Origin of the sequence: Morococcus cerebrosus, assembly GCF_022749515.1 — a bacterium.
GTDB lineage: Bacteria > Pseudomonadota > Gammaproteobacteria > Burkholderiales > Neisseriaceae > Neisseria > Neisseria cerebrosa.
In genome coordinates this window covers 1,792,214-1,815,639 of the sequence record NZ_CP094242.1, presented here as the reverse complement: position 1 = coordinate 1,815,639, position 23,426 = coordinate 1,792,214, and the positions used below count along the sequence as shown (strand labels likewise).

Sequence of the window (23,426 nt, the reverse complement as noted above, 5' to 3'; positions counted from 1 at the left end):
TCGGCTGTTTCCGCCCCCAATCACTCCTTAATTCTACCCAAATACCCCCTTAATCCTCCCCGGATACCCGATAATCAGGCATCCGGGCCGCCTTTTAGGCTGCAACAGGCACACTTAGCCTGTTGGCCGCTTTCAACAGGTTCAAACACATCGCCTTCAGATGGCTTTGCGCACTCACTTTGAGCAGACCAAAATAGGCTGCCCGGGCGTAGCGGAATTTACGGTGCAGCGTACCGAAGCTTTGTTCGACCACATAACGGGTCTTCGACAAATATCGGTTGCGTTTGGTTTGCGCTTCCGTCAGCGGACGGTTGCGGCAGGCTTTGCGCATAATGCCGTCTAACAACTGATGCTCTTTCAGATGTTGCCGGTTTTCCTTGCTGTCGTAGCCTTTGTCGGCATAGACGGTCGTACCTTCGGCAATGCCTTCCAACAAAGGGGACAGATGGTTGCACTCATGGGTATTGGCAGGAGTGATGTGCAGTTTCTCGATATAGCCTTCCTCATCGGTACGGGTATGTTGTTTGTAACCGAGTTTGTAGAGGCCGTTTTTCTTTGTCCAACGGGCATCTTTGTCCTTACTCGGTGTGGTTTGGCCGCTGACTTGTCCTTCCTCGTCGACTTCTATGGCCTGACGCTGTTTGCTGCCGGCAGTCTGAATAATGGTGGCGTCAATGACGGCGGCGGATGCTTTCTCTACTTTTAGGTTTTTTTCGGCCAGTTGGCAGTTAATCAGTTCCAGCAATTCGGACAGGGTGTCGTCTTGCGCCAGCCAGTTACGGTAGCGGCATAAGGTGCTGTAATCGGGGATGCTCAGTTCGTCAAAACGGCAAAACAGGTTGAAATCGATGCGGGTGATGAGGCTGTGTTCGAGTTCGGGATCGGAGAGGCTGTGCCATTGTCCGAGCAGGACGGCTTTGAACATGGACAACAGGGGATAGGCGGGACGGCCGCGGTGGTCTCTAAGGTAACGGGTTCTTTGACGGTTCAGGTATTGTTCGATCGGTTGCCAATCAATCACCTGATCCAACTTCAATAATGGGAAGCGGTCGATGTGTTTGGCAATCATGGCTTGTGCGGTTTGCTGGAAGAAGGTGCTCATGGGAAATCCCCTAAATGTCTTGATGGGAATTTAGGGGATTTTGGGGAATTTTGCAAAGGTCTCAATCCGAAGGTCGTCTGAAAACTGCTTTTTGGCGTTTCAGACGACCTATATTTGCTTTGCGGCGCGGGTTTAGCGGAAGAAGTCGCCCATGCCTGCGGGCAGGCCTTGGGTGAATGCGCCCATGGTTTTATTGGTGGTTTCTTCGGCTTTTTCAGAAGCGGCATTGATGGCGGCGAGCACCAAATCTTCGAGCATTTCTTTGTCGTCTGCGGCTTCTTGAATCAGGTCGGGGCTGATTTCGAGTTTGCGCACGACGTGGGCACAGGTCATCACGACCTTAACCAAGCCGTTGCCTGCTTCGCCTTCTACTTCGGTCTCGGCAAGTTTCGCTTGCGCTTTTTTCATGTTTTCCTGCATTTGCTGCGCCTGTTTCATCAGGCCGCCTAATCCGGCTTTTCCGAACATATTTAAAACTCCTGTGGTTGAATCGTTAAGGTTATGGGGTCATACCGTTTGGTATGAAGGGTCGTCTGAATATGATTTATCCGATATTTCAGTTGACCTATTAATCCAATTCTTCTCGTAAATTTAATTCTCGATTATCGACTTTTACCAATAATCGTTTAGTGCCTTTAGGTAAATCTTCTTGCATAAACTGCCAACGCGGATAGGCTTCTTGAAAGATTTTATATAAAGCTATATTTTTACCGTCAAACGAACTTTCCTGTTTCAAACTGGAAAGAATAAAGGGGTGTTCTTTCTGCATCTCTTGAATAATACTCGTCCACAAAGCCCAGCCATCCTTACGTTTGTGTTTTTGATAAATTTCGTCTAATACATCACAAGCACTTAACCTGCCATAATTAGATATCATGATTAGACCTTGTTTAACTATTTCTGGTAGTAAATTATCTATCCTCTTTCTTAGTGTATTTAAGCAAGGTCTTAAGTGATTTTCTTGAAATCTATCGGCTCGGTTATATTCCTCTTTCAACTTGCATAAGACATCCTTTGGATGCATCTCATTTGGAAAATTGTGAATAAACATATTTCTATTTTGAACAACTTGTTTAAAATCCAAATAAAAAATTTCCCTATCAATAAAACATATCGTTGGAATATGATAACTAAAACTTAATTGGGTTAATTCGGGATTATCAATACAATGATCTTCGTAATTCGGTTCATGCTCCGTTTTTTCTAATTGCGCAAACAAATTTCCTAAAGTCGCTTTGGTAATATCTTCCTGATCTGACCAGATATTTAATTCAGGATTTGAATTATTAGGAGATTTTGTAGGATAAGTAATATGGGCAGTTCTACTTGAAATGGAAATAATATGCTTCAAAATTCGTTCAATTTCTTGATATTTTTGCAAATTCAAGCCCATTTGAAATATTATTTTCTTTTGTAAATCATCTTGTATTGTATCCATTTTCAGTGATTCCATCGCAACTAGACAAAACTTATTCCGCCTGCTCTGCCAGTTCCAAAGAATCGGGCTGCCATTGGGCTTCGAAAACTTTTAAAACCTGACGCGCGGTTTCGTCGGCTTCGAGCAAATCCTGCGCCTGCTGCCTGCCTTCGAGCTGGAGGCGTTGGCGGCGCATGGTCGGGGTTTCCCAACCCGCGTCGTCGCGCCACGGTTCGGTTTGCAATTTCAACGGCAGGCCGTAGGCTTCGGCAAGCGTGTTTTTGATTTTGTCGAGCCGCTCTTTGTTGGCGGTGGCGCGGGCTTCGTCGGTCAGCGACAGCATCATCAGATGGCTGCCTGCGTCGTAGTGCGTCCATGCGGCGTGTTGCGCCAGCATTTGCGCGGCGCCGAGCTTGCGGGCGAAGTGTCGGACGATTGCCGCCCAGTTTTCAGTAGAAAACTCGGGCAGCGGGGCGAACTGCGTATCTTCTTCGTCGTCGCCGTCTTCTTCGGCTTCCGATTCTGCTTCTGGCGTATCGGCAGGGACGGCGTGTTCCCAATCCGGCGGCGATGGCATTTCCGCGCTGTCTGCTACGGGGTAGTCATGCTCGGGCGAACCGTAATCGTAGAAAGGCTCTGCGGAAGCTTCATGCGCAAACGATTCTGCATCCACGGCTTCTTCAATCGGGGTCGTCTGAATGGGGTTTTCAGACGACGTTTGAGACAAGGAAACCTCGGTTTCGTTGTTTGCTGCCCCGTAATCGGAAACTTGGTTTTCAGACGACGTTTCGGCTTGAGGGGTCGTCTGAAACGGCGTTTCTGCTTCGTTTGCGGACTGTGTGTTTGTCTCTGCTACTTCAGAGGTCGTCTGAACGCTTGCATCCGCCGTTTGTGCAGGCGTTTCTGTTATGGTTTCCACATCACTCGGTGCGTCTTCCCAAGGTGGGACGTCGTTGTTTCCTTGAGTCGTAACCGGTTCGGCAACTTTGTTTTCAGACGACGTAGCAGGCTCAGGGGTCGTCTGAACGGGTGGTTTGGCGGCTTCAGACTGGGGAAGTTGCAAGGGCTTTTTTGCGGTATGGACACCCGTTTCGGCAGAATGCAGCTCGGTATTTTCGATATGTCCGCCAACGTCGTGCGCATCCGCTGCCAGCGGCGCAAACGCAAGCATACGCAGCAGGGTCATGACGAAGCCGGCGTATTCGTCGGGCGCAAGGCTCAAATCCTGTTTGCCATGGATAGTGCATTGATAATAAAGCTGGACTTGTTCGCCGCTGAGTGCCTGGCTCAGTTGCAACAGGGTTTCGCGCTCAGGATCGTCGTGTGCCAAAGCGGAAGGAACCGCCTGTATCAAGGCGAGGCGTTGCAACAGCATGGCAAGTTCGCTCAACGCGCTGTCAAAGCCGATGGCGCGCGCCGCCATTTCCTGCGCTTTCGCCAGCAGGGCTTCGCCGTCCTGGTTGACGATACCCGCCAGCAGTTCGTACAGATATTGCTTGTCCACCGCACCAATCATTTGGCGGACGTCTTGTTCGGCAACGCTGCCCGAACCCATGGCGATGGCTTGGTCGAGCAGGCTCAGGGCATCGCGCATCGAGCCTGCGGCGGCACGGCCTAAGAGTTGCAGGGCGGCAGGTTCGTAGGCGATGTTTTCGTTGTTTAAAACATGGGCAAGGTGGTCGGCAACCTGTTGCGAAGTCATGTTGCGCAAGACAAATTGCAGGCAGCGGCTCAAAACCGTAATGGGGACTTTGTGCGGATCGGTGGTCGCAAGGATGAATTTGACGTGTTCGGGCGGCTCTTCCAGCGTTTTCAGCATCGCGTTGAACGCGCTTTTGGAGAGCATATGCACTTCGTCGATGATATAGACTTTGTATTTGCCGGCGGTCGGCGCGTATTGGGCGTTTTCCAGTACTTCGCGGATGTTATCGATGCCGGTGTTGGAGGCGGCGTCGATTTCCAGCAGATCAACGTAGCGTCCGGTGTCGATTTGCGTACAGCTTTGGCACACGCCGCAAGGCTCGCCGTGTTGCGCGTTTTCGCAGTTCAGGCTTTTCGCCAGAATACGGGCGATGGTGGTTTTCCCGACCCCGCGCGTACCGGTCAGCAGGTAGGCATGGTGCAGGCGGCCTTCGTCCAGCGCGTTGCGCAAGGCTTTGACGACGTGTTCCTGACCGACTAAATCGGCAAAGGTTTTCGGACGCCATTTACGGGCAAGAACTTGATAAGCCATAAGGTTTTCTCTGCTGGAAATAAATCGGAAGGTCGTCTGAAAAGTGGTTGAACGCCTTTCAGACGACCTTGAAAGATGACGGGTATTTTAGCATTTTTTTGATTTTTATTAAGGATTTTCTGTCTGCATATCGGGAAAGGCGCGTGTATAATCGTTAGAATATTACAAAATCTAAAATATCTTGAAGAACAAATCACTATGTCTGAAATCATCTTACGCAATCATTCCGCATCCATGCAGATAAACACCCTGGGCGCATATGTGGACAACTTGGTTTTACACGGTCGGGAAGTGTTATTTCCGAAAACCACCGTCCAAGTCGGTACTGACACAAAATTACGCGGCGGGATGCACGTCTGCCTGCCGCAGTTTGGGCCGGACAGTAAAAACCATTTGGCGCAACACGGTTTCGGCAGAACCTCTACTTGGCAAATCCGCTATCAAAACGAATCGGATGTCGGCTTGAGATTGATCAGTACGGCAAAAAGCTACGAAAACGTCGAATGGCTGCTGGATTACAGCCTGCCGAACGAAAAAGAAGCGGTCGCCACGCTGACCGTCTGCAATTACGGCGACGCGCCCGTGCGCACTTCGCCCGGTTTTCATCCTTATTTCCCCGCCGTCGGCACCCAATTCGATTTCAACGGCGCGCCCTACGATGCCGACTATATCGCGCACACGGAATTTGTCGCCTCGCCGTCGGATACACATGTTGCGTTTGACGGACTGAAACTCGACATCCGAACGCAAAACCTGCCCGTTTACGCGCTTTGGAGCGACCGCAACGGACAATACACCTGCGCCGAGCCTACCGCCGAAGGCAACGCCTTTTTATCGCCTGCGTGCGGTGGGCAGTTTGTATCGGGACATGGCAAAAAGCGTTACGGCATGAAAATCCGCTTGATTGCTTGAATTTGGAGTGGTTTTGTTTCAGGCCCTCAAATAAAAAACCACCTTGGAGAAGGTGGTTTTTGAACATTACAAACCGTTGTTGTTGATTGCATTGGCAATATCGCGCACGGCGGTAACATACATCCGGCTGTTGTTATACTGCCAAACCGTATAGAAATTATTCAGACCGAGATAATATTCAAATACGCCCGGACTGGTTTCCAAGCTGAATAAAACGGCTTTCTCGTTGTCGGCAACTGCTTGTTGCGGCACCACGCCCATCGCTTTGAAATCGGCAACGGTACGGTTCAATGCAGTTTTTTCATCAATGATGGCTTTTAAATCGGGCGTAATTGTCAGATTGACGGGAACAATCATTTTTCCGCCTGTTTTCCAGCCGTGTTGTTTCATATAATTGGCAACAGAAGCGGCAACATCGCCGATATTGTCCCAAATATCGCGGTGTCCGTCACCATCATAATCGACCGCCCATTTGCGATAGCTTGAAGGCATGAATTGCGGCATACCCATTGCGCCCGCATAGCTGCCTTTGAAGTCAAAAACGTTCTCTTTTTCTTCTTTCGCCATCAGCAAAAGCTCAATCAGCTCGTTTTGGAAAAACTCGGCGCGACGCGGATAATCAAAACCCAAGGTACTCAAAGCATCGGCAACGCGGAAGCTGCCCGTGTTTTTACCGTAGTTGGTTTCAATGCCGATAATCGCCACAATCAGCTCGGCAGGTACGCCGTATTTGCGTGCCACATCATCGATAACGGCACGGTTGGCAGCGTAAAACTGTTTGCCGCCGTTAAATTTCGTCGCGCCGGAGTTGCCTGTACGGAATTCATACCAAGGGCGGGAAGTTGACGGGCGGTACATGATATTGATGATATTGCCCTTGTAAACCACGCCATTAAAAAAGTTTTGCAGCTCGGCTTCTGTAAACTGCTTTTTCGCTGCCTCATAACGGATAAACTGGCGGACATTGGTATTGGCATTAAAGCCGCTGCTGGCAACCGATTCCGCAGCAGAATCAAAAGCAGGACGCTGGTTTTTGCTTTGATTGATCGGCTCAACCGTTTTAGCAGACTCAACGTTTGTTTTGGTTGTACTACAAGCGGAAAGCAGCAACGCAGTTGATATTGCGATGAAAGGGATAAGTTTTTTCATATCTGAATTTATAGTCACTAAGGAAGCAGTCTTAATTATGCAAAAAGGTCGTCTGAAAGACGGTAGGAATATACATTCCCTTTCCTTTCAGACGACCTTTTAAGACTGTCTATTACTCGGCAGCCGCAACAACAGCAACGGTAATCGCAGCAACAGCGTCAGTGTGCAGAGCCACTTCAACTTCGTACTCGCCTACGGCTTTCAAAGGGCCGTTAGGCAGGCGGACGTTGGATTTTGCAGCTTCAACGCCTGAAGCAACAATCGCAGCAGCGATGTCGGCATTGGTAACGGAACCGAACAGACGACCGTCCACACCGGCTTTTTGAGCGATAGTGATGGTTTGACCGTCCAGTTTTTCTTGACGTGCTTTAGCATCGGCCAAGATTTCGGCTTGTTTGGCTTCCAATTCGGCACGGCGTGCTTCGAATTCTTTCATGTTGGCTTCAGTAGCGCGTTTGGCTTTGCCGGCAGGAATCAGGAAGTTGCGGGCGTAACCGTTTTTCACGGTAACGATGTCGCCCAGGTTGCCCAAACCGCCGATTTTCTCTAACAGAATAATTTGCATGATTTAAACTCCAAAATTATTTGTGTTGATCGGTGTAAGGCAGCAGAGCCAGGAAGCGTGCGCGTTTGACTGCAGTAGCCAATTGGCGTTGGTAATGCGCTTTGGTGCCGGTGATGCGGGCAGGGATGATCTTGCCGTTTTCAGAAATGAAGTCTTTCAGCAAATCAACTTGTTTGTAATCGACTTCTTGGATTTTTTCAGCCGTAAAGCGGCAGAATTTTCTACGTTTGAATGATTGACGAGCCATTGTCGTTTAACCTTTATATTCTTTAATGTTCTGTATGCGGAGTATCGGCCTTGGGAAGCGTTTGCTTCGCTGTGCGAGAAAGCCTTCTGCTTCAACCATCGTATCTTGCCGATACTGCCATTCTTCAGCCTGCTTACCTAAAATACGCGCGGGAATTTCAAAACTGACCAGGCATTTTTGCCCGTTTTCTTCCTGCCAAGATTCATGCTTTAACATAATATCCAAAACAGGGATTCCTGCCGGCGTGTATCTCAAGGATTCAATCTTGTAAATCAAGGCGGTAAGCTTTGTAAGATTATCCAATCTTATTCGGCTGCTGCAACTTCTTCAGCCGCACCGTTCAGCAAGTTTTTTGCTTTTTCGCCGCCCAGCATAGGAGAGGCTTCGGTTACAGCATGTTTTGTTTTGATGGTCAGATGGCGCAGTACGGCATCGTTAAAGCGGAAAGCGGTTTCCAGCTCTTCAACTACTTCAGGAGTAGTTTCGATGTTCATCAAAACATAGTGTGCTTTGTGGATTTTGTTAATCGGGTAAGCCAGTTGACGGCGGCCCCAGTCTTCCAAGCGGTGGATTTTGCCGCCGGCTTCGGCAATCATGGTTTTGTAACGTTCAACCATAGCAGGCACTTGCTCGCTTTGATCAGGATGAACGATAAACACGATCTCATAATGACGCATGTTATCTCCTTATGGATGATTAAATAACAGCCTTTTGCCATGCGAAAGCAAAAGGCAAGGTTTGACAAAACGATGAATTCTATCCCATTCTTGCTTTTTCTGCAATGCATGATATGTAAGAAGGGGTTTTTTGAATAAAAGTGGTGTCATGAAAAGATTGGCGATTTGGTTTACAATAATGCGATTTCTGAATCTTATCGAGAGAATAACAAAATGTTAGACATCCAACAGCTCCGCAGCCACACCGCAGCCGTCGCCGAACGTTTGGCGCAGCGCGGTTACGAGTTTGATACCGCACGTTTCAATGCCTTGGAAGAGCAGCGCAAAGCCGTCCAAGTGAAAACCGAAGAACTGCAAGCCTCGCGCAACAGCATTTCCAAACAAATCGGCGCATTGAAAGGACAGGGCAAACACGAAGAGGCGCAGGCGGCAATGGATCAAGTCGCCCAAATCAAAACCGATTTGGAGCAGGCCGCCGCCGATTTGGATGCTGTTCAGAAAGAATTGGACGCATGGTTGTTGAGCATTCCCAACCTGCCGCACGAAAGCGTGCCTGTTGGTAAAGACGAAACTGAAAACGTCGAAGTCCGCAAAGTCGGCACCCCGCGCGAATTTGACTTTGAAATCAAAGACCATGTCGATTTGGGCGAACCTTTGGGCTTGGATTTCGAAGGCGGCGCGAAACTCTCCGGCGCGCGCTTTACCGTCATGAAAGGTCAAATCGCCCGCCTGCACCGCGCGCTGGCGCAATTCATGCTCGATACGCACACGCTGAAACACGGCTACACCGAGCATTACACGCCCTACATCGTGGACGACACCACCCTGCAAGGCACGGGCCAACTGCCTAAATTTGCAGAAGATTTGTTCCATGTTACCCGTGGCGGCGACGAGAGCAAAAAAACGCAATACCTGATTCCGACCGCCGAAGTGACGCTGACCAACACCGTTGCCGACAGCATCGTGGCAGGTAGCGACTTGCCGCTGAAGCTGACCGCCCATTCCCCATGTTTCCGCTCCGAAGCGGGTGCATACGGTAAAGACGTGCGCGGTCTGATTCGCCAACACCAATTCGATAAAGTAGAAATGGTGCAAATCGTTCATCCCGAAAAATCATACGAAGCGCTGGAAGAAATGGTCGGTCATGCCGAAAACATCCTGAAGGCCTTGGAGCTGCCCTACCGCGTGATTACCCTGTGTACCGGCGACATGGGCTTCGGCGCGACTAAGACCTATGATTTGGAAGTCTGGGTTCCCGCGCAAAACACCTACCGCGAAATCTCAAGCTGTTCCAACTGCGAAGATTTCCAAGCCCGCCGCATGAAGGCGCGTTTTAAAGACGAAAACGGCAAAAACCGCTTGGTACACACCTTAAACGGCTCCGGCTTGGCAGTCGGCCGTACTTTGGTTGCTGTTTTGGAAAACCATCAAAACGCCGACGGCAGCATCAATATTCCTGCTGCTTTGCAGCCTTATATGGGCGGAGTAGAAAAGATAGAGGTTAAGTAATTTTACTTGATGATATAAGACTTGAAGAGGGTATCCTGAGTAATCTTAGGATACTTTTTTATTTGTTTTTCATTAAGTTTTGTTTATTGATTTTTTTGATTATTTATAGAGGTGGGTGTAAGAGGGGATAAAAAGTCTCTTAATTTGTAGAGGAGAAAATAAAAATATAAGAAAACCCCGCAGAGGCGGGGTTTTGAATTAAAACTGAATTTAGTTAAGGTTTGGCGTAACCGTGTACACCGTTGTAGGGAGAAGGAATCCAACCTTCATCTACTGCAGGACGTTCACCTTGACCTTCAATTGTTTGACCTGGGGCAACTTGTTTGGTAACAGTGCTGCGGATTTTCACGTCAACACGACGATCAGGTTCGATACATGCAATCAAAGCAGCACGTTTTTTGGCTTTGGATACTTTTTTGCCCAGTTTTGCTACTTCTGCTTCACAAGTGGCAGTCATTTGAGCTTGAGATTCGCCAAGACCTACAGCGGAAACTTTGCTGGAAGGAATACCACGGCCAACCAAGTAGTTGGCAACTACGTTTGCACGGCGTTCGGACAGAGCTTGGTTGTACTCTTCTGAACCCATAAAGTCGGTGTGACCTTCGACACGCACAGTTTGAACATTTTCATTGTTCAGGCGTTGGGCTAATGCGTTCAGGTTCTCTTGAGCCTCAGGGCGGAGGTTGTCTTTATCGAAGCCGAACAGTGTTTTAGAAGACAGAGATACGGTTTCATCAACATATTCTGGAGCTTGTTGGACTGCGGCTACTGCTTCACGGTCGCCACATTCGACACGACCTTGGGTTTCTTTGTCGAAATAGCTGTTTTTCCAGCATTCGCCATAGTTGTTGCGGACAACTTCTTGAGACTGGCTGCTTACGGTGTAGCCGTGTTTGGTATGCGGTTCGCTTGCCATTGCGGTGCCGGAAGCAACCAATGCAACGAACAATGCGCTTAATTTCAGCTGTTTGGTCATTTTATTCCCTCATCTAAATTGTTATGCGGCGGGTGTTTAAGAACCGCTGCAAATTACCAATATACAGGCCGCAGCATACTAAGCAGCGGCAAATCGGATATATCAGTTTGCACTATAAAGAAGCATGGTGCCTACTGTCAATACTCAATGCCTCATACAATCATGAAACTGCCTGCTTCCTAGCTTCGAATCATGCCTAAAAATCAAGTTTGTGTCATTTATTTATGGGTAAATCGGAGTTTGTTGCCATTTGTTGTTGTATGAAGGATACAGTTTGTACTGAGGGAAATGTTGGTTTCGATAATCGGTTTGTATAGTACTATTTAAAACAAAAGTTTTTATTTGAGGTGAGGGTGCTGCCGACAATTTAGGAAAAATATGTTAAATTGTCTGCCATTTGTCGCACAAATCATACAAATATATAGAACACGAGCCGTTTATGAAATTACAGCAATTACGGTATGCATTGGAGGTGTACCGGCATAATCTGAATGTGTCTGAAGCTGCTGAAGCCCTTTTTACCTCCCAGCCGGGTATTTCCAAGCAAATCAGGCTTCTTGAGGAGGAGTTGGGCGTACAGATTTTTATCCGCAGCGGCAAACGCGTGGTTTCTGTGTCGCAGCCCGGCAAGGCTGTGTTGGAAATTGTAGAACGGATTTTGCGCGATGTGCAGAATATTAAAAATATAGGCAGTGAGTTTACTGATCATGACAGTGGTTCGTTGATTGTTGCGACGACTCATACGCAGGCACGTTATGCCCTGCCTTTGATTGTGGCGGAATTTGTCAAACGTTATCCGAAGGTAACACTGACCATCAAGCAGGGCAGTCCTGCGGCCATCGCCCAGATGGTTAGTAACGGAGAGGCGGATATTGCGATTGTAACTGAGCGTATCGATGAGCATCCGGAGTTGGGTAAATTAACTTGTTATGAATGGAATCATGCGGTTATCGTGCCGCATGAACATCCTTTGTTGGATTGTAAAAATCCTTTGAGTATTGAGGATTTGGCCTCTTTTCCCTTGATTACTTATGAATTTGCGTTCAATCAGGGGAGTAGTATTGCCCGGGCTTTTAATAAAGCCAGATTAGAGCAGCCCGATGTTGTGTTGTCGGCAGCGGACACGGATGTTTTAAAGACGTATGTCCGTTTGGGTCTTGGTGTTGGGTTGATGGCGAAGATGGCTTACGATCCTGAGAATGACACAGATCTGGAATTAGTGGATGCCTCGCATTTGTTTGAGTCGTCTCCAACTTGGATTGCCGTTAGGAAAGATACCTATCTTAGGGGTTATGCATATGATTTTATAGAATTGTTCGCGCCTAAGCTGACACGTGAAGTGGTCGATAGGACGCTTTATGCTCCAGTTGTCGAGGACTTTTCTATTTGATCGTTGGTAATGTAAATCTATTTAATATGAAATAAAAAGGTCGTCTGAAACCCTGTCTACAAGATTTCAGACGACCTTCTTTAATCTATTCGTACGTTTGGGGTAACGCGAGCTAGATCTGTTGACTTGGAAAATTGTAGGCTATCATAGCGCGTAAGTTTTGGATTGTGCCGAGTTTTATTTCGAATATACTGTGGTAATAATAAGAATCAACAGAAAAATCTGCAAAAAACCCCCTGAGTTTTACCAAATAGATTTAAAATTCTCGTTTTTTGACGGCAGAGGTCGTCTGAAAACTGTTTCAATGAATTATCAGGAGTAAGATATGCAAGTAAATACTTTTTTTAAAACCCTTTCTGCTGCTACGCTTGCTGTGGTGCTTGCAGCTTGTGGTGGGCAGAAAGATAGCGCACCTGCCGCATCCTCCGCATCACCGGTTGCCGATAATGGCGCGGCGAAAAAAGAGATCGTCTTTGGTACGACCGTTGGCGACTTTGGCGACATGGTCAAAGATCAAATCCAACCTGCGTTGGAGAAAAAAGGCTATACCGTCAAACTGGTTGAGTTTACCGATTACGTCCGTCCTAACCTCGCTTTGGCTGAAGGCGAACTGGATATCAACATTTTTCAACACAAGCCTTATTTGGACGACTTCAAAAAAGAACACAAATTAGATATTGCTGAAACTTTCCAAGTGCCGACTGCGCCTTTGGGCCTGTATCCGGGCAAACTGAAATCTTTGGACGAAGTCAAAGACGGCAGCAGTGTTTCCGCGCCTAACGACCCGTCCAACTTCGCCCGTGCGCTGGTGATGTTGAACGAATTGGGCTGGGTTAAGTTGAAAGACGGCGTTAATCCGCTGACTGCTTCCAAAGCAGACATCGCCGAAAATCCGAAAAACATCAAAATCGTAGAACTTGAAGCCGCGCAACTGCCACGCAGCCGCGCCGATGTTGATTTCGCCATCGTAAATGGCAACTATGCCATGAGCAGCGGTATGAAGCTGACCGAAGCCCTGTTCCAAGAGCCGAGCTTTGCCTATGTTAACTGGGCAGCAGTCAAAACTGCCGATAAAGACAGCCAATGGCTCAAAGATGTAACCGAAGCCTATAACTCCGATGAGTTCAAAGCCTATGCGCACAAACGCTTCGAAGGCTATAAATATCCTGCTGCATGGGGTGAAGATGCAGCTGTCGGTGCAAAAGCCGAAGCAGCCTCTACGGCTTCGGCAGCAAAATAAGCAGTAAACTTCAAAAGTAAAAAAAGGTCGTCTGAAAACCCAAATAAGGTTTCAGACGACCTTTTTTAGATTGGTTTTTATAAACAGAGACCTTTGCAAAATTCCTTTTCCCCCGACAACCGAAACCCCAAACACAGGTTTTCGGCTGTTTTCGGCTGTTTCCGCCCCCAATCACTCCTTAATTCTACCCAAATACCCCCTTAATCCTCCCCGGATACCCGATAATCAGGCATCCGGGCCGCCTTTTAGGCTGCAACAGGCACACTTAGCCTGTTGGCCGCTTTCAACAGGTTCAAACACATCGCCTTCAGATGGCTTTGCGCACTCACTTTGAGCAGACCAAAATAGGCTGCCCGGGCGTAGCGGAATTTACGGTGCAGCGTACCGAAGCTTTGTTCGACCACATAACGGGTCTTCGACAAATATCGGTTGCGTTTGGTTTGCGCTTCCGTCAGCGGACGGTTGCGGCAGGCTTTGCGCATAATGCCGTCTAACAACTGATGCTCTTTCAGATGTTGCCGGTTTTCCTTGCTGTCGTAGCCTTTGTCGGCATAGACGGTCGTACCTTCGGCAATGCCTTCCAACAAAGGGGACAGATGGTTGCACTCATGGGTATTGGCAGGAGTGATGTGCAGTTTCTCGATATAGCCTTCCTCATCGGTACGGGTATGTTGTTTGTAACCGAGTTTGTAGAGGCCGTTTTTCTTTGTCCAACGGGCATCTTTGTCCTTACTCGGTGTGGTTTGGCCGCTGACTTGTCCTTCCTCGTCGACTTCTATGGCCTGACGCTGTTTGCTGCCGGCAGTCTGAATAATGGTGGCGTCAATGACGGCGGCGGATGCTTTCTCTACTTTTAGGTTTTTTTCGGCCAGTTGGCAGTTAATCAGTTCCAGCAATTCGGACAGGGTGTCGTCTTGCGCCAGCCAGTTACGGTAGCGGCATAAGGTGCTGTAATCGGGGATGCTCAGTTCGTCAAAACGGCAAAACAGGTTGAAATCGATGCGGGTGATGAGGCTGTGTTCGAGTTCGGGATCGGAGAGGCTGTGCCATTGTCCGAGCAGGACGGCTTTGAACATGGACAACAGGGGATAGGCGGGACGGCCGCGGTGGTCTCTAAGGTAACGGGTTCTTTGACGGTTCAGGTATTGTTCGATCGGTTGCCAATCAATCACCTGATCCAACTTCAATAATGGGAAGCGGTCGATGTGTTTGGCAATCATGGCTTGTGCGGTTTGCTGGAAGAAGGTGCTCATGGGAAATCCCCTAAATGTCTTGATGGGAATTTAGGGGATTTTGGGGAATTTTGCAAAGGTCTCAAACAGTGTGCGTGAATTGAAAATCTTGTTGTGCTGCCAATTGAAAGAAAATTTAATGCTGTTCTTTCTATCTCAGTATGTTTTGTGTAGGCAGGGTAGAATGAACGGGTTAATGAATAAAATATATCGTAAATGAAGTGGGGATGTTATTTGTCCCAAACCTGCGTTGATAGGGGATTACATATTTCTTGGAACTCATAAAAAACGCACCTTGTTTAAAGGTGCGTTTTTGACGGGATATCAATAGCGTTCTTGAACAAATCAGAATTTGGCGCCTGATTGGTTTGCCATGTAGTCGACCGCTGCTTTGACTTCATCGTCGCTCAGGCCGGCGTTGCCGCCTTTTGCAGGCATGGCGTTGAAGCCTTCGATTGCGTGTTTGTGCAGGGTTTCTTTACCTTGTTTGATACGCGAAGCCCATTCGTCTTTTTTACCTATGCCGGGAATGCCGGGGACTGCGCCGCCGTGACATGCCTGACAGGTTGCTTCAAAAACTTTTTTACCGTCTGCGCCGGAAGCTGCAGGAGCGGCTGCGCCTTTGTCTTCGGCTTTAGGTGCATCTGCTGCGGGGGCAGAGCCGGCAGCGGCCGGTGCGGAGGCGGCTGCATTGCCTGAAGCGGCTTGATCGGCAGGTGCTGCGGCATCTGGATCAGGGAAGGTACCGCCGCTCTTGTTCGCCATGTAAGTGATGACGCGTTTAAGTTCTTGGTCGGTCAAATCGGTTGCGCCGCCTTTTGCAGGCATGGCGTTAAAGCCGTTCAGAGCGTGTTGGAAAAGGGTATCGAAGCCTTGCGCGATACGGGGAGCCCATTCGCCGTTGTTTTCGATTTTTGGCGCGTTGGGTACAGATTTGTCTGCGCCGTGACACTGGATACAGATTTTGTTGAAAATCTGATCGCCTTTGCGTTCGCCTACCGGAATGCCGTCTCCCAAGGTAAGCTGTCCTACGGGCTGGATGCGGGTTTGGGTGGCGGTTTCGGAAGATTGGGCAACGTCTGCATACGAGCCGCTGCCCGCCAATTTGATGAGGAAGTAAATGACTGCAATGGCAATAACGATACCGCTCACAAGGGTAAACAATGCAGAGCCTTGGGCTTTGGAGTCGCGGAGTTGTTTCATTTGGTAGGCCTCGCCGTTAGGTTAGGTTGTGCTTTGAGTTATAGTTTGGTGTGTTAAACGCAGTTAACAATATTTTGCTGGATTATACTGAATTCACAAGGGCTTTCCAATCGCTCTTGTGGAAAATATACGCAAAGGCGGCGGTTTTTTGCCGCCTGTTAAGGGGTGGGTTGTGTATGTTGTTGATTATTTTATGGGATTTTTCTTCAAATTTGTCTTGTTTGCGCCATCCTGCATAATAGGCTTTGCCAACAGGCGGGATTTGCGTTAATCTTACGCCTTCTTCGCACCCATAGCTCAGTTGGAAGAGTGTCAGTTTCCGAAGCTGGAGGTCACAGGTTCGATCCCTGTTGGGTGCGCCAATTATAGAGAGGCCGTCTGAAAGATGAAAATTTTTCGGGCGGCCTTTTGATTTACTTCAAATAAAACTACATCGGGTTTCAGACGACCTTTTGCTTTTTGCGTTTTATTTCAGCACTTCGGCAAACGCATCGGCAACATAGGCGATATTCGAAGCATTCAGCCCGGCGACGCACATCCTGCCTGAATCCAGCAGGTAAACGGCAAATTCGTCGCGCAGCCTGCGGACTTGTTCTACGCTCAATCCTGTGTAGCTGAACATGCCGCGCTGTTTGATGAAATAAGTGAAATCGCGGTCAGGGATTTGGACGGTCAATACGTCGTAAAGTTTCTGCCGCATGGCGCGGATGCGGTCGCGCATGACATAGACTTCATTTTGCCACAAGGCGTAAAGCTCGGGGTTGTTCATCACGTCGGCGGCGATATAGGCGCCATGTGCGGGCGGGCTGGAGTAGATGCGGCGGACGGTGAATTTGAGTTGTCCGAACACCAATTCCGCTTCTTCTTTATTCGGGCAAACCACGCTCAAGCCGCCGACGCGCTCGCCGTAGAGCGACAGGTTTTTCGAGAAGGAATTGCTGACGAACAGCGGCAATTCCATTTCCACCGCTTTGCGGATGGCGTAGGCATCGCTGTCCAAATCGCCGCCGAAGCCTTGGTAGGCGATGTCCATAAACGGAATCAGTTTGCGCGTTTTGATGATTTGCAACACTTCGTCCCATTGCTGTTCCGACATATCCACGCCGGTCGGATTGTGGCAGCAGGGGTGTAGGATTAGGACGCTGTGTTCGGGCAGGGTGTTGAAAAACGCGGTCATTTCGTCGAATTTGACGCCGACGGTGGCGGGGTCGTAATAAGGATAAGTGCCGACCTCGAAACCGGCGCCTTCAAAAATGCCGCGGTGGTTGTCCCAAGTCGGGTCGCTGACGTAGGCGCGCGCTGCGGGGAACCAGCGGTGCAGGAAATCCGCCCCGACTTTGAGCGCGCCTGAGCCGCCCAAAGTTTGTACGGTAACGATGCGCCCTTGTGCGAGCGCGGGGTTGTCTTTGCCGAACAATAAATGCTGCACCGCGCTGCGGTAAGTGTTCAAGCCCTCCATCGGCAGGTAGGGCGACGGTGCAGGCGTGGCGGCGCGGGCGGTTTCGGCACGGTTCACGGATTCCAATACGGGCATTTTGCCTTCGTCGTCGAAATAAATGCCTATACTCAAATTGACTTTTTCGGGGCGCGGGTCGTTTTTGAAGGTTTCGACCAAACTTAAAATCGGGTCACCGGGGTAATATTCGACGTGTCGGTACATGGCTGTTTCCTTTGTCAGGCGGATTAGGACGGGAAACCTGATTTTTGCATTAAACGGCAGGATTTGTAAAACGGGGTCGTCTGAAAGCTGCATGATGTTTTCAGACGACGGCGGATTCGCATTTGAAGTGCAACTTTCCATAACAGAAAAAGGCCAGTATGCGGTAGCATACGGCCTTTCCTGCAAGAAAGATTGCCATGAGCTACACACAACTGACCCAAGACGAACGATACCATATCCAATACCTGTCCCGCCACTGCACCATCGCCGAAATCGCCAAACAGCTCAACCGCCACAAAAGCACCATCAGCCGAGAAATCAAGCGGCACTGCATCCAAGGACAGCAATACAGCGCCGAAAAAGCACAGAAGCAAAGCCGGCTGACCAAACAGCACCGGCGAAAACCCTATAAGCTCGATTCGCAGCTGGTTCAACACATCGACACCCTTATCCGCCGCAAACTCAGTCCCGAACAAGTATGTGCCTACCTGCATAAACACCACGGGATCACACTCCATCACAGCACTATTTACCGCTACCTCCGCCAAGACAAAAGCAACGGCGGCACTTTGTGGCAACACCTCAGAATATGCAGCAAACCCTACCGCAAACGCTACGGCAGCACATGGACCAGAGGCAAAGTGCCCGACCGCGTCGGCATAGAGAACCGACCTGCTATCGTCGACCGGAAAACCCGCATCGGCGATTGGGAGGCCGACACCATCGTCGGCAAAAATCAGAAAAGCGCGTTATTGACCTTGGTCGAACGCACTACCCGCTACACCATCATCTGCAAATTAAAGAACTTAAAAGCCGAAGACACTGCCCGGGCGGCCATTAGGGTATTAAAGGCATATAAAGCCAGAGTCCACACCATCACCATGGATAACGGCAAAGAGTTCTACCAACACACCAAAATAGCCAAAGCATTGAAGGCGAAAACCTATTTTTGCCGCCCTTACCATTCTTGGGAGAAAGGGCTGAATGAGAACACCAATGGACTCATCCGGCAATATTTCCCCAAACAAACCGATTTCCGAAACATCAGCGATCGGGAGATACGCAGGGTTCAAGATGAGTTGAACCACCGGCCGAGAAAAACACTTGGCTACGAAACGCCAAGTGTTTTATTCTTAAATCTGTTCCAACCACTGGTACCCTAGTGTTGCACTTGAAATCCGAATCCAAGGACCTATAATTTCGTCTTCATTATTTTACGGAACACCATCATGACCACGCGCATCTGGCAGGCAGGCAGGTTTGAAATCGGTTTGGACAAGCCGAAAATCATGGGTATCGTCAACCTGACACCCGATTCTTTTTCCGACGGCGGCGTATATTCGCAAAACGCCCAAACAGCCTTGGCGCACGCCGAACGGCTTTTGAAAGAGGGCGCGGACATTCTCGACATCGGCGGCGAATCGACGCGGCCGGGTGCGGATTATGTTTCGCCTGAAGAAGAATGGGCGAGGATTGAGCCTGTATTGGCGGAAGTGGCGGGGTGGGGCGTTCCTGTCAGTTTGGACACGCGCCGCACGGTGATTATGGAAAAAGCGTTGGCGCTCGGCGGCGTCGATATTATTAATGATATAGCGGCGTTGACCGACGAGGGCGCGGTCGAATTGCTGGCGCGTCAGGCGGACACGGGCATTTGCCTGATGCACATGCAGGGTTTGCCCGAAAACATGCAGATTAATCCGAAATATCAAGATGTTGTCGGCGAAGTGGCGCGGTATTTGAAAGAGAGGGCGGCGGAATGTATCGCGGCAGGCATCGCTCCGCAACGCATCGCGCTCGATCCGGGCTTCGGTTTCGGTAAAAACCTGCAACACAATATCGCGCTGATGCAGCACTTGCCCGAATTGATGGCGGAAACGGGTTTCCCGCTGCTGATCGGTGTGTCGCGCAAACGCATGATAGGCGAGCTGACCGGCGAGGCGGACGCAGCGGCGCGCGTACACGGCAGCGTGGCGGCGGCGCTGGCTTCTGTGGCGCGCGGTGCACAAATCGTGCGCGTGCATGATGTGAAGGCGACGGCGGATGCGTTGAAGGTGTGGGACGCCTTAGGGCCTGCCGGCGTCCGATAGTTTTCGTTTTGGAAGCAAAAAACCACTTGGAAAATGAAATGTCGGCAGCCCCTGAAGTGGTGATAAAGAGGTCGGCGGATTCGCATTTGAAGTGCAACTTTCCATAACAGAAAAAGGCCAGTATGCGGTAGCATACGGCCTTTCCTGCAAGAAAGATTGCCATGGGCTACACACAACTGACCCAAGACGAACGATACCATATCCAATACCTGTCCCGCCACTGCACCATCGCCGAAATCGCCAAACAGCTCAACCGCCACAAAAGCACCATCAGCCGAGAAATCAAGCGGTACTGCATCCAAGGGCAGCAATACAGCGCCGATAAAGCCCAACGGCAAAGCCGGCTGACCAAACAGCACCGGCGAAAACCCTATAAACTCGATTCGCAGCTGATTCAACACATCGACACCCTTATCCGCCGCAAACTCAGTCCCGAACAAGTATGTGCCTACCTGCATAAACACCACGGGATCACACTCCATCACAGCACCGTTTACCGCTACCTCCGCCAAGACAAAAGCAACGGCGGCACTTTGTGGCAACATCTCAGAATATGCAGCAAACCCTACCGCAAACGCTACGGCAGCACATGGACCAGAGGCAAAGTGCCCGACCGCGTCGGCATAGAAAACCGACCTGCTATCGTCGACCAGAAAACCCGCATCGGCGATTGGGAGGCCGACACCATCGTCGGCAAAAATCAGAAAAGCGCGTTATTGACCTTGGTCGAACGCACTACCCGCTACACCATCATCTGCAAATTAAAGAACTTAAAAGCCGAAGACACTGCCCGGGCGGCCATTAGGGTATTAAAGGCATATAAAGCCAGAGTCCACACCATCACCATGGATAACGGCAAAGAGTTCTACCAACACACCAAAATAGCCAAAGCCTTGAAGGCGAAAACCTATTTTTGCCGCCCTTACCATTCTTGGGAGAAAGGGCTGAATGAGAACACCAACGGACTCATCCGGCAATATTTCCCCAAACAGACAGATTTCCGAAACATCAGCGATCGGGAGATACGCAGGGTTCAAGATGAGTTGAACCACCGGCCAAGAAAAACACTTGGCTACGAAACGCCAAGTGTTTTATTCTTAAATCTGTTCCAACCACTGGTACCCTAGTGTTGCACTTGAAATCCGAATCCAAGGTCGTCTAAAAAAGAGTTTTGAGGTTTCAGACGACCTGTTTGTTTAATACGGTTAACTTGTTTCGGATTTTGATAAGATAAGAAACTATACCGCTCAGGCTCAATCTAATAACGCTAAACATAAATCCCAACAGGTTTGCATAAAATCCCCTATACTGCCCGTTATAACATTCACGGGTATTCTCATTTTAAAAACATCCTCACGGAGCAAATTTATGGCAAAAAAATATTTTGGCACGGACGGCGTGCGCGGCGAAGTCGGTCAATTCCCGATTACCCCCGATTTCGTATTGAAGCTCGGTTATGCGGCGGGGCAGGTGTTGGTGCAGCATGACGGCGGGCAGAAGCCGACCGTCCTTATCGGCAAAGACACGCGTATTTCCGGCTACATGCTTGAAGCCGCGCTGGTGGCTGGTTTTACCGCCGCGGGTGTCAACGTCATCCAAACCGGCCCGCTGCCTACGCCGGGTGTGGCTTATCTGACCCGTGCGCTGCGTTTGTCCGCCGGTGTGATGATTTCCGCGTCGCACAATGTGTATTCCGACAACGGCATCAAATTCTTCGCTGAAGGCGGCGTGAAGCTGAGCGATGAAATCGAGTTGGAAATCGAAGCCAAAATTGATGAGGAAATGAAAACCCAGCCGTCCGCCCGCCTCGGACGCGCCCGCCGTATCAATGGCGCGGACGACCGTTATATCGAATTTTGCAAATCTACCTTCCCCAGCCATTTGGATTTGCGCGGCCTGAAATTGGTGGTCGATACCGCACATGGCGCAGGCTATGACGTTGCGCCCAAAGTGTTCCACGAACTCGGCGCGCAAGTCGTCAGCATCGGCGACGAACCGAACGGCTACAACATCAACGAAAAATGCGGCGCAACCCATCCCAAAGCCTTGCAGGCTGCCGTATTGCAAAACGAAGCCGACTACGGCATCGCGTTGGACGGCGACGGCGACCGCCTGATGATGGTCGACCGCAACGGCAAAGTGTACGACGGCGACAGCCTGATTTACGTCATCGCCAAAGCCCGTGCCCGCGAAGGCATCAACATCGGCGGAGTAGTCGGTACGGTCATGACCAATATGGCGATGGAAATCGCCTTAAAAGAGCAGGGCGTCGATTTCTGCCGCGCCAAAGTCGGCGACCGCTATGTGTTGGAACAACTGAACCAACGCGGCTGGCTCATCGGCGGCGAAGCCAGCGGCCATATTTTGTGTATGGACAAACACAACACCGGCGACGGTATCATCTCCGCGCTGCAAGTTTTGGCGGCGCTGCAAATCCTGAACCAAGACCTTGCCACCGTTTGCGCCGACTGGCAGCCGTATCCGCAAACCATGATCAACGTGCGCATTCAAAAAGGTCAGAAATGGCAGGAAGCCTCGAAAGACGTATTGGCTGAAGTAGAAAAAGAGCTCGAAGGCAAAGGCCGCGTCGTATTGCGCGCATCAGGTACAGAACCGGTCGTGCGCGTCATGGTCGAAGCGCGGCAGGCGGACTGGGCGAAAAAGGGCGCGGAACACATCGCGGCAGCCATCACCGGCAAGCAGTAATGCCGTCAAAAAATCAATCAGGTTTTTAGCAAACCTTGGAACTGCCGTCGTTTCCACGCAAGCGGGAACGGCGGTACAGTGGATTGATTTTAAATCAGGGCAAGGCGGGGGAACGCCATGCCGGTTTAAGGTTAATCCATTGTGATTGTGTTTTTTAGGATTCGAGGTCGTCTGAAACACATCAATTCATATTGTTCACACCTATTTTCATAACCTTCCTTGTTATTTCTTTCAGACGACCCTATCTTTGGTAAAATACGACATTCAGTTCAAATGAATTTCCCCTCCACATTACAACCGACGGATACGCCATGTTTGCCTTTTTAGAAGCCTTTTTTGTCCAATACGGCTACGCAGCCGTGTTTTTCGTTTTGGTCATCTGCGGCTTTGGCGTACCGATTCCCGAAGATTTGACGCTGGTGACAGGCGGCGTGATTTCCGGCTTGGGGTACACCAATTCGCATTGGATGGTTGTCGTCGGTATGCTCGGCGTATTGGCGGGCGACGGATTTATGTTTGTCGCCGGACGCGTGTGGGGGCAGAAAATCCTCAAGTTCAAACCCATTGCCCGCGTGATGACGCCGAAGCGTTATGCGCAGGTGCAGGAAAAATTCGACAAATACGGCAACTGGGTATTGTTTGTCGCCCGCTTCCTGCCCGGCTTGCGTACCGCCGTTTTCGTGACCGCTGGCATCAGCCGCAAAGTTTCCTATACCCGCTTCATTCTGATGGACGGGCTTGCCGCATTGATTTCCGTACCGGTGTGGATTTATTTGGGCGAATACGGCGCGAACAACATCGATTGGCTGATGGCAAAAATGCACAGCCTGCAATCCGGTATCTTTACTGTTTTGGGTATATTGGCAGTGGTGTTGGCCTGGTTTTGGTGGAAAAAACGCCAGCGCCTCCAGTTCTACCGTACCAAATTGAGCGAAAAGCGGGCGCAGCGCAAAGCCGCCAAGGCAGCCAAAAAAGCCGCGCAAAGCGAACAATAAAATCAAGCATCCTGACAAGGTTGACGATATTCAATATAGTGGATTAACTTTAAACCAGTACGGTGTTGCCTCGCCTTAGCTCAAAGAGAACGATTCTCTAAGGTGCTGAAGCACCAAGTGAATCGG

The 23,426-nt window shown here is 49.8% G+C and carries 22 protein-coding genes and 1 tRNA gene; 10 read left to right on the top strand and 13 right to left on the bottom strand.

The genetic code is table 11. The annotated features are described in order from the left end of the window. Positions 1 to 94 precede the first annotated feature (94 nt). From MON37_RS08570 to dnaX, 4 genes are all read right to left on the bottom strand, one after another. Positions 95 to 1,102, bottom strand: a complete 1,008-nt coding sequence (locus MON37_RS08570; RefSeq protein WP_242883562.1) for an IS5 family transposase — start codon at positions 1,100 to 1,102, stop codon at positions 95 to 97. A gap of 132 nt (positions 1,103 to 1,234) precedes the next feature. Then, entirely contained in the window at positions 1,235 to 1,570 is a 336-nt protein-coding gene (locus MON37_RS08565; protein WP_003744574.1) for a YbaB/EbfC family nucleoid-associated protein, read from the bottom strand. Between the two features lie 100 nt (positions 1,571 to 1,670). Next, positions 1,671 to 2,540, bottom strand: coding sequence for a hypothetical protein (locus MON37_RS08560; RefSeq protein WP_141752662.1), 870 nt, complete (start codon positions 2,538 to 2,540; stop codon positions 1,671 to 1,673). Positions 2,541 to 2,571: 31 nt separating this feature from the next. Next, the gene (dnaX, locus tag MON37_RS08555; protein WP_039410680.1) at positions 2,572 to 4,752 is read right to left on the bottom strand and encodes a DNA polymerase III subunit gamma/tau; all 2,181 of its coding nucleotides are present in this window, start codon (positions 4,750 to 4,752) and stop codon (positions 2,572 to 2,574) included. Positions 4,753 to 4,950: 198 nt separating this feature from the next. On the opposite strand from dnaX, the gene MON37_RS08550 reads away from it, so the two are divergent. Then, positions 4,951 to 5,664: an aldose epimerase family protein gene (locus tag MON37_RS08550; protein ID WP_039410677.1), complete on the top strand. Its 714-nt coding sequence runs from the start codon at positions 4,951 to 4,953 to the stop codon at positions 5,662 to 5,664. A 66-nt stretch (positions 5,665 to 5,730) separates the two neighbouring features. Here MON37_RS08550 and mltB read toward each other — a convergent pair whose 3' ends face one another. The 5 genes from mltB to rpsF all read right to left on the bottom strand — a co-directional run bounded on the left by mltB (position 5,731) and on the right by rpsF (position 8,302). Further along, a complete protein-coding gene (gene mltB, locus MON37_RS08545) occupies positions 5,731 to 6,813 on the bottom strand; it encodes a lytic murein transglycosylase B (protein ID WP_039410674.1) in 1,083 nt (360 codons plus the stop codon). Positions 6,814 to 6,925: 112 nt separating this feature from the next. Then, on the bottom strand, positions 6,926 to 7,378 hold the full coding sequence (gene rplI, locus MON37_RS08540; RefSeq protein ID WP_003743490.1) for a 50S ribosomal protein L9: 453 nt from the start codon (positions 7,376 to 7,378) through the stop codon (positions 6,926 to 6,928). 16 nt (positions 7,379 to 7,394) lie between these two features. Beyond that, the gene (gene rpsR / locus MON37_RS08535) at positions 7,395 to 7,625 is read right to left on the bottom strand and encodes a 30S ribosomal protein S18 (RefSeq protein WP_003678863.1); all 231 of its coding nucleotides are present in this window, start codon (positions 7,623 to 7,625) and stop codon (positions 7,395 to 7,397) included. Between the two features lie 6 nt (positions 7,626 to 7,631). After that, the gene (gene priB / locus MON37_RS08530; RefSeq protein WP_039410664.1) at positions 7,632 to 7,928 is read right to left on the bottom strand and encodes a primosomal replication protein N; all 297 of its coding nucleotides are present in this window, start codon (positions 7,926 to 7,928) and stop codon (positions 7,632 to 7,634) included. Positions 7,929 to 7,930: 2 nt separating this feature from the next. Then, entirely contained in the window at positions 7,931 to 8,302 is a 372-nt protein-coding gene (gene rpsF, locus MON37_RS08525; protein WP_003757376.1) for a 30S ribosomal protein S6, read from the bottom strand. 213 nt (positions 8,303 to 8,515) lie between these two features. On the opposite strand from rpsF, the gene serS reads away from it, so the two are divergent. Further along, positions 8,516 to 9,811: a serine--tRNA ligase gene (serS, locus tag MON37_RS08520; RefSeq protein ID WP_039410661.1), complete on the top strand. Its 1,296-nt coding sequence runs from the start codon at positions 8,516 to 8,518 to the stop codon at positions 9,809 to 9,811. Positions 9,812 to 10,025: 214 nt separating this feature from the next. Here serS and MON37_RS08515 read toward each other — a convergent pair whose 3' ends face one another. Beyond that, entirely contained in the window at positions 10,026 to 10,787 is a 762-nt protein-coding gene (locus MON37_RS08515; protein ID WP_039410658.1) for an OmpA family protein, read from the bottom strand. 439 nt (positions 10,788 to 11,226) lie between these two features. On the opposite strand from MON37_RS08515, the gene MON37_RS08510 reads away from it, so the two are divergent. Further along, complete coding sequence (locus MON37_RS08510; protein WP_039410656.1) at positions 11,227 to 12,177, top strand: CysB family HTH-type transcriptional regulator; 951 nt, start codon at positions 11,227 to 11,229, stop codon at positions 12,175 to 12,177. A gap of 325 nt (positions 12,178 to 12,502) precedes the next feature. After that, positions 12,503 to 13,417, top strand: coding sequence for a MetQ/NlpA family ABC transporter substrate-binding protein (locus tag MON37_RS08505; RefSeq protein ID WP_039410654.1), 915 nt, complete (start codon positions 12,503 to 12,505; stop codon positions 13,415 to 13,417). A gap of 245 nt (positions 13,418 to 13,662) precedes the next feature. Here MON37_RS08505 and MON37_RS08500 read toward each other — a convergent pair whose 3' ends face one another. Next, the gene (locus MON37_RS08500; RefSeq protein ID WP_242883562.1) at positions 13,663 to 14,670 is read right to left on the bottom strand and encodes an IS5 family transposase; all 1,008 of its coding nucleotides are present in this window, start codon (positions 14,668 to 14,670) and stop codon (positions 13,663 to 13,665) included. A gap of 324 nt (positions 14,671 to 14,994) precedes the next feature. Beyond that, positions 14,995 to 15,852 (bottom strand): c-type cytochrome, encoded by an 858-nt coding sequence (locus MON37_RS08495; RefSeq protein ID WP_039410795.1) that lies wholly within the window; start codon positions 15,850 to 15,852, stop codon positions 14,995 to 14,997. 286 nt (positions 15,853 to 16,138) lie between these two features. On the opposite strand from MON37_RS08495, the gene MON37_RS08490 reads away from it, so the two are divergent. Continuing rightward, a tRNA-Arg gene (locus MON37_RS08490) sits at positions 16,139 to 16,214 on the top strand. A gap of 104 nt (positions 16,215 to 16,318) precedes the next feature. Here MON37_RS08490 and MON37_RS08485 read toward each other — a convergent pair. Next, the gene (locus tag MON37_RS08485; protein WP_039410800.1) at positions 16,319 to 17,512 is read right to left on the bottom strand and encodes an amino acid aminotransferase; all 1,194 of its coding nucleotides are present in this window, start codon (positions 17,510 to 17,512) and stop codon (positions 16,319 to 16,321) included. 197 nt (positions 17,513 to 17,709) lie between these two features. On the opposite strand from MON37_RS08485, the gene MON37_RS08480 reads away from it, so the two are divergent. The 5 genes from MON37_RS08480 to MON37_RS08460 all read left to right on the top strand — a co-directional run bounded on the left by MON37_RS08480 (position 17,710) and on the right by MON37_RS08460 (position 23,300). Next, complete coding sequence (locus MON37_RS08480) at positions 17,710 to 18,675, top strand: IS30 family transposase (protein ID WP_242883537.1); 966 nt, start codon at positions 17,710 to 17,712, stop codon at positions 18,673 to 18,675. Between the two features lie 66 nt (positions 18,676 to 18,741). Beyond that, entirely contained in the window at positions 18,742 to 19,599 is an 858-nt protein-coding gene (gene folP / locus MON37_RS08475) for a dihydropteroate synthase (RefSeq protein ID WP_039410503.1), read from the top strand. Between the two features lie 161 nt (positions 19,600 to 19,760). Next, positions 19,761 to 20,726 carry an IS30 family transposase gene (locus MON37_RS08470; RefSeq protein ID WP_242883604.1) on the top strand — a complete coding sequence of 322 codons (966 nt, stop codon included), beginning with the start codon at positions 19,761 to 19,763 and terminating at the stop codon, positions 20,724 to 20,726. Positions 20,727 to 20,967: 241 nt separating this feature from the next. Further along, positions 20,968 to 22,305 (top strand): phosphoglucosamine mutase, encoded by a 1,338-nt coding sequence (glmM, locus tag MON37_RS08465; protein ID WP_039407445.1) that lies wholly within the window; start codon positions 20,968 to 20,970, stop codon positions 22,303 to 22,305. A gap of 311 nt (positions 22,306 to 22,616) precedes the next feature. Then, a complete protein-coding gene (locus MON37_RS08460; protein WP_039407448.1) occupies positions 22,617 to 23,300 on the top strand; it encodes a DedA family protein in 684 nt (227 codons plus the stop codon). Positions 23,301 to 23,426: the final 126 nt, after the last annotated feature.

Coding starts and splice junctions, on each gene's coding strand:
- MON37_RS08570 (WP_242883562.1), bottom strand. CDS start 1,102: ATGAGCACCTTCTTCCAGCAAACCGCACAAGCCATGATTGCCAAACAC.
- MON37_RS08565 (WP_003744574.1), bottom strand. CDS start 1,570: ATGTTCGGAAAAGCCGGATTAGGCGGCCTGATGAAACAGGCGCAGCAA.
- MON37_RS08560 (WP_141752662.1), bottom strand. CDS start 2,540: ATGGATACAATACAAGATGATTTACAAAAGAAAATAATATTTCAAATG.
- dnaX (WP_039410680.1), bottom strand. CDS start 4,752: ATGGCTTATCAAGTTCTTGCCCGTAAATGGCGTCCGAAAACCTTTGCC.
- MON37_RS08550 (WP_039410677.1), top strand. CDS start 4,951: ATGTCTGAAATCATCTTACGCAATCATTCCGCATCCATGCAGATAAAC.
- mltB (WP_039410674.1), bottom strand. CDS start 6,813: ATGAAAAAACTTATCCCTTTCATCGCAATATCAACTGCGTTGCTGCTT.
- rplI (WP_003743490.1), bottom strand. CDS start 7,378: ATGCAAATTATTCTGTTAGAGAAAATCGGCGGTTTGGGCAACCTGGGC.
- rpsR (WP_003678863.1), bottom strand. CDS start 7,625: ATGGCTCGTCAATCATTCAAACGTAGAAAATTCTGCCGCTTTACGGCT.
- rpsF (WP_003757376.1), bottom strand. CDS start 8,302: ATGCGTCATTATGAGATCGTGTTTATCGTTCATCCTGATCAAAGCGAG.
- serS (WP_039410661.1), top strand. CDS start 8,516: ATGTTAGACATCCAACAGCTCCGCAGCCACACCGCAGCCGTCGCCGAA.
- MON37_RS08515 (WP_039410658.1), bottom strand. CDS start 10,787: ATGACCAAACAGCTGAAATTAAGCGCATTGTTCGTTGCATTGGTTGCT.
- MON37_RS08510 (WP_039410656.1), top strand. CDS start 11,227: ATGAAATTACAGCAATTACGGTATGCATTGGAGGTGTACCGGCATAAT.
- MON37_RS08505 (WP_039410654.1), top strand. CDS start 12,503: ATGCAAGTAAATACTTTTTTTAAAACCCTTTCTGCTGCTACGCTTGCT.
- MON37_RS08500 (WP_242883562.1), bottom strand. CDS start 14,670: ATGAGCACCTTCTTCCAGCAAACCGCACAAGCCATGATTGCCAAACAC.
- MON37_RS08495 (WP_039410795.1), bottom strand. CDS start 15,852: ATGAAACAACTCCGCGACTCCAAAGCCCAAGGCTCTGCATTGTTTACC.
- MON37_RS08485 (WP_039410800.1), bottom strand. CDS start 17,512: ATGTACCGACACGTCGAATATTACCCCGGTGACCCGATTTTAAGTTTG.
- MON37_RS08480 (WP_242883537.1), top strand. CDS start 17,710: ATGAGCTACACACAACTGACCCAAGACGAACGATACCATATCCAATAC.
- folP (WP_039410503.1), top strand. CDS start 18,742: ATGACCACGCGCATCTGGCAGGCAGGCAGGTTTGAAATCGGTTTGGAC.
- MON37_RS08470 (WP_242883604.1), top strand. CDS start 19,761: ATGGGCTACACACAACTGACCCAAGACGAACGATACCATATCCAATAC.
- glmM (WP_039407445.1), top strand. CDS start 20,968: ATGGCAAAAAAATATTTTGGCACGGACGGCGTGCGCGGCGAAGTCGGT.
- MON37_RS08460 (WP_039407448.1), top strand. CDS start 22,617: ATGTTTGCCTTTTTAGAAGCCTTTTTTGTCCAATACGGCTACGCAGCC.